The organism is Alterinioella sp. B-7, assembly GCF_056857775.1.
In genome coordinates this window covers 392,798-405,782 of the sequence record NZ_JBSXNT010000032.1, presented here as the reverse complement: position 1 = coordinate 405,782, position 12,985 = coordinate 392,798, and the positions used below count along the sequence as shown (strand labels likewise).

The 12,985-nt window shown below is 64.2% G+C and carries 16 protein-coding genes; 10 read left to right on the top strand and 6 right to left on the bottom strand.

Annotated elements, in window-relative coordinates:
- Positions 1–72: 72 nt before the first annotated feature.
- The 3 genes from AC13C7_RS11645 to AC13C7_RS11635 form a co-directional block, all read right to left on the bottom strand.
- Positions 73–453 carry a type II toxin-antitoxin system death-on-curing family toxin gene (locus tag AC13C7_RS11645; RefSeq protein ID WP_482867567.1) on the bottom strand — a complete coding sequence of 127 codons (381 nt, stop codon included), beginning with the start codon at positions 451–453 and terminating at the stop codon, positions 73–75.
- Positions 450–701 (bottom strand): hypothetical protein, encoded by a 252-nt coding sequence (locus AC13C7_RS11640; protein WP_172320756.1) that lies wholly within the window; start codon positions 699–701, stop codon positions 450–452. Before AC13C7_RS11640 ends, AC13C7_RS11645 begins: the two co-directional genes overlap by 4 nt.
- A gap of 75 nt (positions 702–776) precedes the next feature.
- Positions 777–1,025 (bottom strand): ParB N-terminal domain-containing protein, encoded by a 249-nt coding sequence (locus tag AC13C7_RS11635; protein WP_482867566.1) that lies wholly within the window; start codon positions 1,023–1,025, stop codon positions 777–779.
- A gap of 139 nt (positions 1,026–1,164) precedes the next feature.
- On the opposite strand from AC13C7_RS11635, the gene lepA reads away from it, so the two are divergent.
- The 4 genes from lepA (at position 1,165) to AC13C7_RS11615 (ending at position 4,526) form a co-directional block, all read left to right on the top strand.
- A complete protein-coding gene (gene lepA / locus AC13C7_RS11630; protein ID WP_482867565.1) occupies positions 1,165–2,967 on the top strand; it encodes a translation elongation factor 4 in 1,803 nt (600 codons plus the stop codon).
- Positions 2,968–2,992: 25 nt separating this feature from the next.
- On the top strand, positions 2,993–3,235 hold the full coding sequence (locus AC13C7_RS11625; protein WP_482867564.1) for a DUF2442 domain-containing protein: 243 nt from the start codon (positions 2,993–2,995) through the stop codon (positions 3,233–3,235).
- Between the two features lie 151 nt (positions 3,236–3,386).
- The gene (locus tag AC13C7_RS11620) at positions 3,387–3,626 is read left to right on the top strand and encodes a hypothetical protein (protein WP_474889855.1); all 240 of its coding nucleotides are present in this window, start codon (positions 3,387–3,389) and stop codon (positions 3,624–3,626) included.
- A 717-nt stretch (positions 3,627–4,343) separates the two neighbouring features.
- Positions 4,344–4,526 (top strand): hypothetical protein, encoded by a 183-nt coding sequence (locus AC13C7_RS11615; protein ID WP_482867563.1) that lies wholly within the window; start codon positions 4,344–4,346, stop codon positions 4,524–4,526.
- A 5-nt stretch (positions 4,527–4,531) separates the two neighbouring features.
- Here the strand turns inward: AC13C7_RS11615 and AC13C7_RS11610 are convergent, their stop codons facing one another.
- The gene (locus AC13C7_RS11610; protein WP_482867562.1) at positions 4,532–5,293 is read right to left on the bottom strand and encodes an alpha/beta fold hydrolase; all 762 of its coding nucleotides are present in this window, start codon (positions 5,291–5,293) and stop codon (positions 4,532–4,534) included.
- A gap of 95 nt (positions 5,294–5,388) precedes the next feature.
- Between AC13C7_RS11610 and AC13C7_RS11605 the strand changes: the two genes are divergently transcribed.
- Positions 5,389–5,766 carry a hypothetical protein gene (locus AC13C7_RS11605; protein ID WP_172320749.1) on the top strand — a complete coding sequence of 126 codons (378 nt, stop codon included), beginning with the start codon at positions 5,389–5,391 and terminating at the stop codon, positions 5,764–5,766.
- Between the two features lie 72 nt (positions 5,767–5,838).
- On the opposite strand, the gene AC13C7_RS11600 is transcribed toward AC13C7_RS11605, so the two are convergent.
- A complete protein-coding gene (locus tag AC13C7_RS11600) occupies positions 5,839–6,750 on the bottom strand; it encodes a pirin family protein (RefSeq protein WP_172320748.1) in 912 nt (303 codons plus the stop codon).
- 167 nt (positions 6,751–6,917) lie between these two features.
- On the opposite strand from AC13C7_RS11600, the gene AC13C7_RS11595 reads away from it, so the two are divergent.
- Positions 6,918–7,868, top strand: coding sequence for an NAD(P)-dependent oxidoreductase (locus tag AC13C7_RS11595; RefSeq protein WP_482867561.1), 951 nt, complete (start codon positions 6,918–6,920; stop codon positions 7,866–7,868).
- Positions 7,869–7,928: 60 nt separating this feature from the next.
- Positions 7,929–8,417, top strand: coding sequence for a hypothetical protein (locus tag AC13C7_RS11590; protein ID WP_446120866.1), 489 nt, complete (start codon positions 7,929–7,931; stop codon positions 8,415–8,417).
- 22 nt (positions 8,418–8,439) lie between these two features.
- Here AC13C7_RS11590 and AC13C7_RS11585 read toward each other — a convergent pair whose 3' ends face one another.
- Entirely contained in the window at positions 8,440–9,870 is a 1,431-nt protein-coding gene (locus tag AC13C7_RS11585; protein WP_172320746.1) for a Glu/Leu/Phe/Val family dehydrogenase, read from the bottom strand.
- A gap of 281 nt (positions 9,871–10,151) precedes the next feature.
- Here AC13C7_RS11585 and AC13C7_RS11580 point away from each other — a divergent pair, with 281 nt between their 5' ends.
- The 3 genes from AC13C7_RS11580 to AC13C7_RS11570 are packed head-to-tail and all read left to right on the top strand — an operon-like array spanning position 10,152 to position 12,953.
- The gene (locus AC13C7_RS11580; RefSeq protein ID WP_474889851.1) at positions 10,152–11,765 is read left to right on the top strand and encodes a TadE/TadG family type IV pilus assembly protein; all 1,614 of its coding nucleotides are present in this window, start codon (positions 10,152–10,154) and stop codon (positions 11,763–11,765) included.
- Between the two features lie 10 nt (positions 11,766–11,775).
- Positions 11,776–12,306, top strand: a complete 531-nt coding sequence (locus AC13C7_RS11575; protein ID WP_172320744.1) for a TadE/TadG family type IV pilus assembly protein — start codon at positions 11,776–11,778, stop codon at positions 12,304–12,306.
- 8 nt (positions 12,307–12,314) lie between these two features.
- Positions 12,315–12,953 carry a TadE/TadG family type IV pilus assembly protein gene (locus AC13C7_RS11570; protein ID WP_172320743.1) on the top strand — a complete coding sequence of 213 codons (639 nt, stop codon included), beginning with the start codon at positions 12,315–12,317 and terminating at the stop codon, positions 12,951–12,953.
- Positions 12,954–12,985 lie beyond the last annotated feature (32 nt).

The following is a 12,985-nucleotide window of genomic DNA, read 5'->3' as shown; positions in this document are numbered from 1 at the left end:
CAGAATAGCACGGATCGGCCGTTCCGCATATCCACCCGCGCGGGGGTCCGTCCCCTGGCCGATGCGCCGGGTTCAGTCCCCGACCCGAACCCGCAGCCAATCGGCGAGATCCTGCGCGTCGATCTGCCTCTGCGCGGCGGCGATGATGGTGTCGCCCACGGCAACCGTGTCCCACGCGATCTCGATCCCATTCAGATCCAGGCAGACATCCATACATTGATACGCCGTGCGCTTGTTGCCGTCATTGAAGCAATGCCCGGTGGCAATGGCGACGGCGTAAGCCGCGGCCAGGTCGAAGGCATCCTCGATCATGCCATAGGCGAGGCGATGATCGACCGGCGCAAGCGCGCCTTCCAGCGACTTGTCCCGAGCCCGGCCCTGCAATTCGCCTTGGTTCAGGACGGAATCGTGAATGGCCTCGACCAGATCGGGCGGCAGCAGCACAAGGCTCATTTGTCACGCAGATAGTCGAGAACCGGCTGGTTGACCTTGCGACGGCGCGCGAGGCTCGCCATCCCCTCCTCAACCGTCGCCACCCGGTGCGCGCCCGGCTCGGCCACGGCCTCGGCAGGCACGAAATACCCCACCAGGCGCGAGTTCTTCATCACCGCCACAGGCCGCCCCTTGGCGCGGTCCAATACCTTCTGCGGCTCGCGCATCTCGGTCATCGTGGCGATCTCGGTGGTCAACAGGCGTGTCATGGCATGTCCTTTCAGATATGCATCAGAATACACATTTCACCGCACATTTTCAAGCGTGGGGTCGGGGCTCTCCCCTCAATGCAACCGCGCCCGGGTCAAGTATCCTTCTACCTTCTCTTCACCCAGGGCCTTCAGCGCCTCCAGCCGGTGCATCCCTTCCAGCAGCACGTAGCGCCCCTTGCCCGCGCGGACCCGGATCGGCACCTTCTGGCCGTTCTCCAGGATATCCTCGGCCAGCGCCTGCACCCGCGCCGGGTCCAGCGTCTTGGCGTGCTTGGCGGGCACGTAGATCTCGGCGATGGGGAAGGCCTCGATTTTCAGCATGTCACTCGTCCTGTCTGGGGGTCGTCCGATCATCCTAGCACGGGCGCGCGCCACCCGTGTCACGGTTTCGCATCCCCCGCGCCTCGGCCCGTCTATTCAGCTTGACGGCGCAGCGTCCCGGCACCATATCCTGCGCCCCATGACCGAGCTTGATCACATCCGCAATTTCTCCATCGTGGCGCATATCGACCACGGTAAATCCACGCTGGCCGACCGGCTGATCCAGTCCACCAACACGGTGGCGGAACGCGACATGAAGGAGCAGCTGCTCGACAGCATGGATATCGAGCGTGAACGCGGCATCACCATCAAGGCCAACACCGTGCGCATCGACTACACGGCGCAGAACGGCGAGGCTTACGTGCTCAACCTCATCGACACCCCCGGCCATGTCGATTTCGCCTATGAGGTCAGCCGCTCGATGCAGGCGGTGGAGGGCTCTCTGCTGGTCGTCGATGCCTCCCAGGGCGTCGAGGCACAGACGCTGGCCAATGTCTACCAGGCCATCGACGCGGATCACGAGATCGTGCCGGTGCTCAACAAGATCGACCTGCCCGCGGCGGAGCCCGAGCGGGTCTGCGAACAGATCGAGGATGTGATCGGCATCGACGCCTCCGACGCCGTGATGATCTCGGCCAAGACCGGCCTCGGCATCGCGGATGTGCTCGAGGCCATCGTGCAACGCCTGCCCGCGCCAAAGACCGGCGACCGCGACGCCCCCCTCAAGGCGATGCTGGTCGATAGTAAATACGACCAGTATCTCGGCGTCATCTGTATCGTGCGCATCATCGACGGCACCCTGAAAAAGGGCGACCGCATCCGCATGATGAAGACGGGCGGCACCTATGATGTCGACGATGTCGGCGTCTACCGCCCCGCGATGACCACGGTGGCGGCGCTCGGCCCCGGCGAGATCGGCTTCCTCAACGCCTCGATCAAGCAGGTCCGCGACACCCGCGTCGGCGACACGATCACGCATGAGAAACGCCAATGCACCCAGGCGCTGCCGGGCTTCAAACCCTCGCAGCCGGTGGTGTTCTGCGGCCTCTTCCCGGTCGATTCAGCCGAGTTTGAAGACCTGCGCGACGCCATCGAGAAACTGGCGCTGAACGATGCCAGCTTCTCCTACGAGATGGAGACCTCGGCGGCGCTCGGCTTTGGCTTCCGCTGCGGCTTCCTCGGGCTCTTGCATCTCGAGGTCATCCGCGACCGGATCGAGCGCGAATACGATATCGAGCTGATCACGACGGCGCCCTCCGTGATCTACCACATCTACATGCGCGATGGCACGATGGTGGAGCTTCACAACCCCGCCGACATGCCCGACATGGCCATTGTCGATCATGTCGAGGAGCCGCGCATCAAGGCCACCATCCTGGTCCCCGATGAATATCTCGGCGACGTGCTGAAGCTCTGCCAGGACCGCCGCGGCATCCAGGAGGACCTGACCTATGCCGGCACCCGCGCCATGGTTGTCTACGACCTCCCCCTGAATGAAGTTGTGTTCGATTTCTACGATCGCCTGAAATCGGTAACAAAAGGTTACGCCAGCTTCGATTACCAGATGATCGGCTACCGCGAGGATTATCTCGTCAAGATGCAGGTGCTGGTCAACGAGGAGCCCGTGGACGCCCTCTCGATGATGGTCCACCGCGACCGCGCCGAAATGCGGGGCCGCGCCATGGTGGAAAAGCTCAAGGAACTGATCCCCCGCCACATGTTCAAGATCCCGATCCAAGCGGCCATCGGAGGCCGCGTGATCGCGCGCGAGACGCTCTCGGCCATGCGCAAGGACGTGACCGCGAAATGCTACGGCGGCGATGCCTCCCGCAAGCGGAAGCTGCTGGACAAGCAGAAGGCGGGCAAGAAGAAGATGCGCCAGTTCGGGAAAGTGGAGATTCCGCAGAGCGCTTTCATCAGCGCGTTGAAGATGGATGGGTGACAGACCCTGATCGAAAAGGCCTGGAATGAGCATTTCGGCAACCAACGTCCGGTTTGATCAAGACACCATGTGGGTCAGCCTGTCGGATGGCCGCACCCTAGGCGTGCCTCTGGCATGGTTCCCCCGGCTGATGACCGCAAGTGCCGAGGATCTGGCAAGGGTCGAGATCAGCGCCCACGGGCTGCACTGGGACACCCTGGATGAAGACATCTCGATCCCGGCGCTGCTTGCGGGCCGTGGCGGCCATACGGAGATCGCGGCGGAGTAACATGCGTAGGGCGGGGGTTCACCCCGCCACCCGCTCATCCGATCGGGCGTCCCCGGACCCGACCCGACCTCCACCTCCCCACCCGCCGCCACGCATGGAACCGGACGCCCGGGATCGGCGTTGAAAAAGCGTAAAGAACGGAGGTGCCATCATGGCTACGCATCGCTCATTGCGCCGCCACCCGGGGTTGCGGTGGTTCAACATTCCCCTTTTCGTCGCCAGCATTGCGGGCACGGTCGTGATCGTCGCCCTGGCCCTCGGGTTCTACACCTGGTGGGCCTTCGCGATTTCCGGGGTCGTCGGGATCGTATTGGGCGTGCCGCTCGGCATCTGGGTGACCAATGCGATCAAGCGGGCGGATTCGGCGTGGCCGCCCGAGCGGTTGGGGTGACCTGCCCGCCCCCCCGCCGTCTGTACGGGGGGCGCATCGGGGGGTGTACAGGGGGTGTACACCGGATTTCGCCCCGAAAACCCCTTCGCACCCGCAGCATTCCGGCGCCGCCGACACCCGCCCGAAACGGTCGCCATAACCCCGCGAAACCGTTCAGGTTTCCGCCCCGTATCCCCCGAATTTCCACAGGCTTACCCCCACGCAATCCCCAGAAATTTCTCATGCTGCACTGCTATTTTCTTGGCCGAATCGGTGTCACGGGACATCCTCATCTTACCGCCAAGGGGCTCACGCTCCGACAGCGGGGCGCAAGACACCTGAATGGGATCGCGCAAGGCCGTGACCGGGCTTCGGTACCGGGTCGGACTGCAAGATCGCAGGGAGTGTGACAGAAGGAAAGCTGAGGTCTTTCAGATCTTTAGCGGACCAGGTCATGGGCCCAAGGCAGATGGCGCGTCATGGAAACGGCCCTCGGGTCAAGACCGTGACAGCGGCGGGATGCGAGTCCCAATGCAAACTGGGCCGGATGCCCTTTGGGGGGATAAAGGTTCATTGGAAGGCGTCGGGATGTGTCGCAAGACATGTGATTGGGCTCTGCCCGATCCCCCGGCGTCTTCCGCATTTTTCGCCCCCCAATCTGTCCCAGATCAAGGCGCGCACCGGGCCGCGCCGCTATCCCGGTTCGTGAAAGCGCGCCATATTCGGGAGATTGCCTGTATGAGACTGTTTTTCCTCATGTTCACCATCATCGGCACCTCACTGGCGGGCGCCGGCGTCATCGCGGTGCTGTCCATGGGACTGGCCAGTTGGCAACCCATCGTGGCAGGGGCCGTCCTGGGCGCGCTGCTTGGGCTTCCGGCGGCCTGGATCGTCGCGCAGAAGATCCGGCACCTTCAGTAACCCCTTCACGCGTCGAGGAAAATTCGGACCGCAGCCTCGAACTCGCGGGGCTTGTCGGCATGCAGCCAATGGCCCGCGCCGGGGATCCTGGCGAAGCGCGCGGCGGGGAAATGCGCCCGGATGCGGTCGCGATGGTCGGTCAGGACATAGTCCGACTCGGCCCCGGACAGCATCAGCACCGGCCCGTCAAACTGGCCCGCGACCCCCTCGGGCCAGCCGGTGATTTTGTCCATATCGGCCTCCAGAACATCGAGGTTCAACCGCCATGCCTGGCCCTTAACGTCCAGAGATTGCAGAAGAAACGCGCGCACACCGGCCTCTGGCACCGCGCCTTGCATCGCCTCATCGGCATCGCGGCGGGTCTCGACCTTGTCCAGATCGACATTCCGCATCGCCTCGATCAGATGGCTCTGGCTATGGCCATAGGCGACCGGCGCGATATCGGCGACGACCAGTTTGCGGATCAGCCCCTGCCGCGTCAGGGCCAGCATCATCGCCGCCTTGCCGCCCATGGAATGGCCCAGGACATCCGCCTTTCCGCCATGGGAGTCAATGACTTCCGCCAAGTCCTCGGCCATGCCTGCATAATCCTGCACCGGCTCACGCGGGCTTTCGCCGTGGTTGCGCATGTCGACCGAGATCACCTGGCCGCGATCCGACAACCGCTTGGCGATGACGTTCCAGTTGCGCGCCGATCCGAACAGCCCGTGGGCGATCAGAAGCGGGGGGGCGTCGGTGGCGGATCCGGTGAGGGTGGTGTTGAGCATGATCCCATCGCTACCCCATCGCGCGCGGCGGTGCCAGAGCGGTTGTCGGGGCCAGACCTGCGCGCTAGGCTCCTGCGCCAGAAAGGGGACAGGCGATGGCGGTCGAGCAGGAGGACTACGCGGAAACCAGCGCGCGGTTGCACGATCTGATGATCCGGCAACTGGGCGCGAAGGGCGAGGACTTCCCCGCCACGTTCCGCCATTCCGGACGCCTGCTGCCGCGCAAACCCCGGCAGGCGGCGCAGCGCATCATCGAGACCGGCGCGCAGATCGGGAACCCCAAGCTGGCGCGGGTCACGGATCACACGGGCTTGGCCGAGGATGCGGCCCTCGTTGAACGCCATCTCACGCGGCTGAACCCGCAGGCGAGGCGCGCGCGCGCGCGGGCCAATTTCGCCGCAGGCGTGGCGTTTCAGCTGGTCGTGATCATCGCGCTGGTCATTGTCGTGCTGCGCTGGCGCGGGCTGGTCTGATCCGTAAGAGGCGAGGGTGGGCGGCCCGTCGACGGGCCGCAGATGCGCTCGGTCGACCGAGCGCATCCCCCCTCAATGCTGTGGCCTAAGGAAAGTCCCGTTCCTGAGGTCGCGCATCGCGGTGCGCAATTCCTCCTGCGTGTTCATCACGATGGGCCCATGCCAGGCCACGGGCTCCTCGATCGGGGCGCCTGATATCAGCAGGAACCGCACGCCCTCCTCGCCCGCCTGCACCGTGACCTCGTCGCCGGTGCCAAACCGGATGAGGGTCCGGTTGCCGGACAGGTCACGCATGTTGACCTCCAGGCCCATCACCTCCTTTTCCAGCCGCACCCCGGTGGGCGAAGAGGCGTCGGCAAAGGCCCCCGCGCCTTCGAACACATAGGCGAAGGCGCGGCGGTAAGTGTCGATGCGGAATGTCTTTTTGACGCCCGCGGGCACGGTGACATCCAGGTATTGGGGATCGGCGGCGATGCCGTCGACGGGCCCGCGCTTGCCCCAGAACGCGCCGGTGATGACCTTCACGCGGGTGCCGTCATCATCTACCACCTCGGGGATATCGGTGCCGCGAATGTCCTGGTAGCGCGGCGCGGTCATCTTCAGCGACGAGGGCAGGTTGCCCCAAAGCTGGAACCCGTGCATCTGCCCCGCCGCGTTGCCCGAGGGCATTTCCTGGTGCAAGATGCCGGATCCCGCCGTCATCCATTGCACCGATCCTGCGTCCAGCGTGCCCGAATTGCCCAAGCTGTCGCCATGCTCCACCGATCCGGCCAGCACATAGGTGATGGTCTCGATCCCGCGATGCGGGTGCCAGGGAAAGCCCGCCTGATAGTCAGACGGCCGCTCGCCACGAAAATCGTCGAAGAGGAGGAACGGGTCCAGCTCGCTGGGATCCTGGAACCCGAAGGCGCGGTGCAGCTTGACGCCCGCGCCTTCCATCGTCGGTTGCGCCGGGCGGGTTTCAAGAATGGGTCGGATCGACATGGGGGCGTCTCCTTGTCCTGTCTTGTCAGGAAAGGTAGGGGCGCGCCCGCCCTCACACAATCGCACAGCCGCAAACGGGGCCTGTGCATCGCTGCAGGGGTCGGTTTCAGGCCAGACAGGGGCCCTTCTGCACGGCAAGGCTGACTGAGACCAGAGGAGGGCAGGACATGAAGATCGGGTTTATCGGGCTTGGCAATGTGGGCGGCAAACTGGCGGGGTCGCTCATTCGCAACGGATGGGACGTGACGGTGCGCGACCTGGAGCCGGTGCTGGTCGGGGAATTCGTGGCGCGCGGGGCGACGGCAGGCGACAGTCCGGCACAAATGATGCGCGCCTGCGATGCCGTTATCACCTGTCTGCCGCGCCCCGACATCTCGGCGGCGGTGGTCGAGGGGCCGGAGGGTCTGCTGGAAGGGATGCGCCCGGGCAAGATCTGGATGGAAATGAGCACGACCGACGAGGCCGAGGTCAAGCGGCTCGGGGCGAAGGTGATCGCGTCGGGCGGCAGGGCGGTCGATTGCCCGGTTTCGGGCGGCTGTCACCGGGCCGATACCGGCAATATTTCGATCTTCGCGGGGTGTGACCGGGCCACGTTCGAAATGATCCTGCCCGTCCTGACCACGCTTGGCCGCCGGGTGCTGCATACCGGCGAGATCGGCTCGGCCTCGATCCTCAAGGTGATCACCAATTACCTGGCGACGGCCAACCTGATCACCTGCGCCGAGGCGCTGACCGTGGCCAAGGGGGCGGGGATGGATCTTGGCACCGCCTATGAGGCGATCCGGATCTCGTCGGGCACCAGCTTCGTGCATGAAACCGAAAGCCAGGTGATCCTGAATGGCAGCCGCGATATCAGCTTCACCATGGACCTTGTCGCCAAGGATATCGGCCTCTTCCAGGAGGTCGCGGACCGGGCCGGTATCCCGCTGGAGATGAACCCGCTGATGAGGAAGATCTTCGCCGATGGCATCGCGCGCTACGGCGCGCGGGAGCTGTCGCCCAACATCATCCGGCGGCTGGAGGATGCGACGGGCCTCAGCATCCTCGCCGAGGGGTTTCCGGCGGAAATGGTTGATGATGAACCGGAGGAGCCGGGCCACGAGGTGCGCCGGGCGTGATCCCTCGCCAAGCCCGCGAAACCGGGGTAGAGGGGGGCAGCCAAGAGGGAGCGCCCGTCCATGTCAGACCCCGATGAGGTTATCGAACGCATCACCCCCAACGGCCCGCGCCGGGTCGTGGCGACAGGGATGTTGGGCCTGCTCGGCTCGCTTCTGCTGCTGATCGCGGTGACGACGCCGCCGGTCTCGACCGCCTGGCTGCTGTTCCTCGTGGCCATCGGCGCAGGGGCGCTGTGGCTGTCCTGGATGATCTGGTCCGCCTCCGCCGTGGTGCTGGAACTGACGCGCGAAGTGCTGCGCGAAGAAAACGGCCGCGTGCTGGCGCGGATCGACAATATCAAATCTGTGGATCGCGGCTTTTTCGCCTTCAAACCCGCCGCCGGGTTCCGCATCAGCCTGCATGAAAGGCGCCCGCGCGCCACCGCGCCGGGCCTGTGGTGGCGAAGGGGGCGAATGGTGATGGTGGGCGGCGTGACGTCAGGGTCGCAGACCAAATCGGTGGCCGACCTGATCTCGGTCATGCTGGCCGAGCGGCGCGGGGACATGTGACCGCGCCCCCGCGCGGGCGTGTTCAGAGGCCCTTGGCCCGGTAGCTGGAGGCCACCCGCCCGATGGCGACCATGAAGCCCGCCGTGCGCAGGTCGCTGACCTCGTTATGGCTGTGCCAGACCTCGCGCATCGACTGGTAGGCCGTGCGCATCGTGTCATCCAGCCCCGAGCGCACCAGCTCAAGCTCACCCGCGCCACGCAGGTATCTTTCCTTGAAATCGGGCGTCATCGACCAGGCCCCGCCCAGGTGCTGGTCCAGGCGCTCCAGTTCGTCGACGATCAACTGGTGGCGCGCTTCCTCCTGGCGGCGCTGCATCCGACCAAATCGGATATGGCTGAGGTTCTTGACCCATTCGAAATAGGACACCGTCACGCCGCCGGCATTGGCGTAGAGGTCGGGGATGATGACGCAGCCGTGCTTGCGCAGAATCTCGTCCGCGCCCGCCGTGATCGGGCCGTTCGCGGCCTCGATGATCAGCGGGGCCTTGATGCGCGTGGCGTTGTGCATGTTGATCACGCCCTCGATGGCGGCGGGGATGAGGATGTCGCATTCCGCCTCCAGCATGCGCAGCCCGTCGGCGTGGTAGGTGCCTTCCGGGCAGTCCTTGACGCCGCCATGCTCCGCAATCCAGTCGCGTACCGCGTTGACATTGAGGCCCTTGGGGTTCTCCAACGCGCCGTCGCGTTCGATGATATGGGTGATGATCGACCCGTCCTCGGTCGAGAGGAACTGCGCCGCGTGATAGCCCACATTGCCAAGGCCCTGGACGATGATCCGCTTGCCGTCCAGCTTGCCGGAGAGCCCCGCCTTGGCCACGTCCTCGGGGTGGCGGAAGAATTCCTGCAAGGCATATTCGACGCCGCGCCCGGTTGCCTCGACCCGACCCTGGATGCCGCCCGCATGGGGCGGTTTGCCGGTGACGCAGGCCTTGGCATTGATGTCGGTGGTGTTCATGCGCGCGAACTGGTCGGCGATGATCGCCATCTCGCGCTCGCCGGTGCCCATGTCGGGGGCGGGGACGTTCTGCGCCGGGTTGATCATGTCGCGCTTGATCAGCTCATAGGCAAAGCGGCGCGTGATCTGTTCCAGCTCGAAATCCTCGTATTCGCGCGGGTCGATGCAAAGCCCCCCCTTCGAGCCGCCGAAGGGCGCCTCGACCAGGGCGCATTTGTAGGTCATCAGCGCGGCCAGCGCCTCGACCTCGTCCTGATGCACGTTGGGGGCGTAGCGGATGCCGCCCTTGGCCGGCTCGAAATGCTCCGAATGGACCGATCGGTAGCCGGTGAAGGTGCGGATCTCGCCGCGCAGGCGGACACCGAAGCGCACCGTGTAGGTGGCGTTGCAGACGCGGATTTTCTCCTCCAGCCCGGGCGGCAGATCCATCAGCGCGGCGGCACGGTTGAACATGAGGTCAACTGACTGACGGAAACTCGGCTCTCCCTGGGTGGACATCGCAATTCCTCCTGTGTCGCGTTCCTGGGGGCCGAAATCGGGATCGCGGCCCCTGCCGGGCAGCCGACCACAGCTTGGCCAAGCGATCAAGCAAACCCTTCAATTCCGGGAAAGAAACCGGGAAACCGCGCCGAAATCCGGCCCCTGCCGATTGTCCGCGATCCCAAAACACCGTGTTTCCAGCCCGATTCTGCCCAAATTCTGCCGTGGTTCTAAACGATCCATGCTTTGGGCCGAACCGCTATCGGTCGTTATACCTGTTCTTGCGCGAGGCGCTGAAGATGATGAAAAGATCGGAATTTTCCATGCCCAAGGGCTGCTCGTCCACGGGCCGTTCGCGTCGCTGGCTGGCGCGCTTCGCGCGTGAAGAAGACGGCACCATCACCATTTTCGCACTGATGATCTTCGTGCTGATGCTGGCCGCCGGCGGCATCGCCATCGACGTCATGCGCTACGAGACGCAGCGCACGCAGTTGCAATACACGCTTGACCGCGCCGTGCTGGCCGCCGCCGCCCTGAACCAGATGGAAGACCCCGAAGAGGTCGTGATCGATTACTTCGCCACCTCGGGGCTGGAAAACTACCGCCTCGATGTGGACGTGGAGGAGGGGCTGAACTACCGCCGCGTCTCGGCGTCGGCGGAAATGGACATGCAGTCCTACTTCATGAACATGTTCGGCGTGCGCGCCCTGACATCGCCCGCACGCGGCGCCGCCGAGGAACGCATCATGGATATCGAGATTTCCATGGTCCTGGATATCTCGGGCTCGATGGGGTGGAACAACAAGATCGCCAACATGCGCGACGCGGCGAACGAGTTTGTCGACACGATGCTGGCCATCAACGATGCCGAGGACGGCACCGACGATGGCGAGGACCAGAATGTGTCGATCTCGCTCATCCCGTATAACGGTATGGTTAATGCGGGCTCCACCATTGCCAGCGTCTTCACCCTGTCGAATGAACATACCGAGTCGAACTGTACCCGCTTCGACCAGGCCGATTACTTCAGCACCGCGATCGACCCCGATGTCGCCATCGAACGCATCGCGCATTTCGACTATAACAACCGTGGCCGCTATCGCACCTTCCGTTCGCCCTACTGCACCACGACCGATTATGGCGCGATCCTGCCCTGGTCCGAGGATGCGGATGAGCTGCACGACCGTATCAACAGCCTGAACGCGAATGGCTGGACGGCGATCGACCTGGGGATGCGGTGGGCCGTCGGGCTGATCGACCCCGCCGCGCGGCCCGCGCTGGAGGAACTGATCGACGATGGCGAGGTTCACCCCGACTTCGTCGGCCGCCCCTATGACTATGACGAACCCGAAGTCCTCAAGGTCATCATCTTGATGACGGATGGCGAAAACACCAATCAGTATGACGTGATCCAGACGCGCAAGCGCGGTGGCACAAATGTCTTCGTCGATCCCGACAACGGCAATATCTCCAACTACGACCCGGATTCGGATACCTATTACTGGCAGCGTAACGGCGCGGTCAGAAGCTACCCCGATGACGGTTCGAACGACAACGCGGTCGAGCTTCAGTGGGTCGATCTCTGGGCCAACTATTCGGCCCGGATGCTGGCCGGCGAATACTGGTATTACGGCAATGACTGGGGCCTCTACCAGGATATCCGCTACGACTCGATCGAGCTTTATGCCGGACGGTCCGAGGCCGATGCCAACCTGCGCGCGATCTGCGACGCGGCCAATGCGCAGGGCGTGATCGTCTTCACCATCGCCTTCGAGGCGCCTCCGGGCGGACAGGACGTGATGCAGTACTGCGCCACCACGCCCTCGCATTACTACGACGCCAACGGGATCGAGATCAGCGAAGCCTTCGCCTCCATCGCGCAATCCATCAACCAGCTGCGGCTGATCCAGTAAGGGGATGGAAATGAGGGGCTTGTCACACCTGTCGAGGTTCTGGAAGCGCGAGGACGCGAACGCAACGGTCGAGTTCGTCATCGTCTTCCCGATCATCCTGATCGTCTTTATCGCGGCCTTCGAGACGGCCATGCTGCTGACGCGCCAGGTGATGCTGGAAAAGGCGCTGGACGGGGCCGTGCGCTACATGCGCCTGACCTCGGGCCTCAGCGTCAGCCATGACGCGATCCGCACCAATATCTGCGATAACACGCCGCTGATCCCCGATTGCGGCAACGCGCTGCTGCTGGACCTCCGGGTGATTGATCAGACCACCTATGCGCTGCCCGATTACCAGACGCTCTGCATCGACCGCAGCGGCACGGTGACACCGGCCAACACCTTCAACCCCGGTGCCGAGAACCAGTTGATGCTGGTGCGCGCCTGCGCCGCCGTCGACCGCATCCTGCCCATTTCGGGCCTGGGTCTGGAACTGACCCGCGACGATACCGGCGCGGTCCACCTGATGGCGGCGACCATCTTCGTCAACGAACCCGATTGAGGTATGACATGCGTGCGATGATCCGGAATTTCTGGCGCCGGGACGATGCCAGCGTCGCCCTGGAAGCGGTGATCGTGATGCCGATCCTGACCTGGATCTTCATCGCCAGCTTCGTCTTCTTCGATGCGTTCCGCGTCTACAACACCTCGATCAAGGCGACCTATTCCGTGGCCGACGTGATGTCGCGCCGGACCAACACAATCTCCTCGACCGATATCGAGGGGCTCGCCGAGGTGTTCCAGTTCCTGACCCGCAATACCTCCGGCTCCTCGCTGCGGATCACCCAGATCACCCGGCAAACGGGTGGCTACCGCATCGACTGGAGCCATGGCACCGACGGGCTGACCTATCTGCGCGCCTCGGATTTCCCCGCGATCGTCGATCAGATCCCGATCATGGCCTTTGGCGACCGGATGCTGCTGGTCGAAACCTTCCTGCCGCACCGACCGGCCTTCAACGTCGGTCTCTCCGATCAGGAGTTTGTCAACTTCACCGTGACCCGCCCCCGATTTGCCGGTCAGGTGGATTTCAACGCCAATCTCGGGAACTCCTACGTCTATGAGAACGACGGGTCGCCCACGGGCACCGACGGCTTCTACTATGACGGCTCGGGCAGCGATGACGGGGTCGAGGGCGGCGGAACCTGACGCTGGCGGAACCCCGCGTCGAGAACCGACAC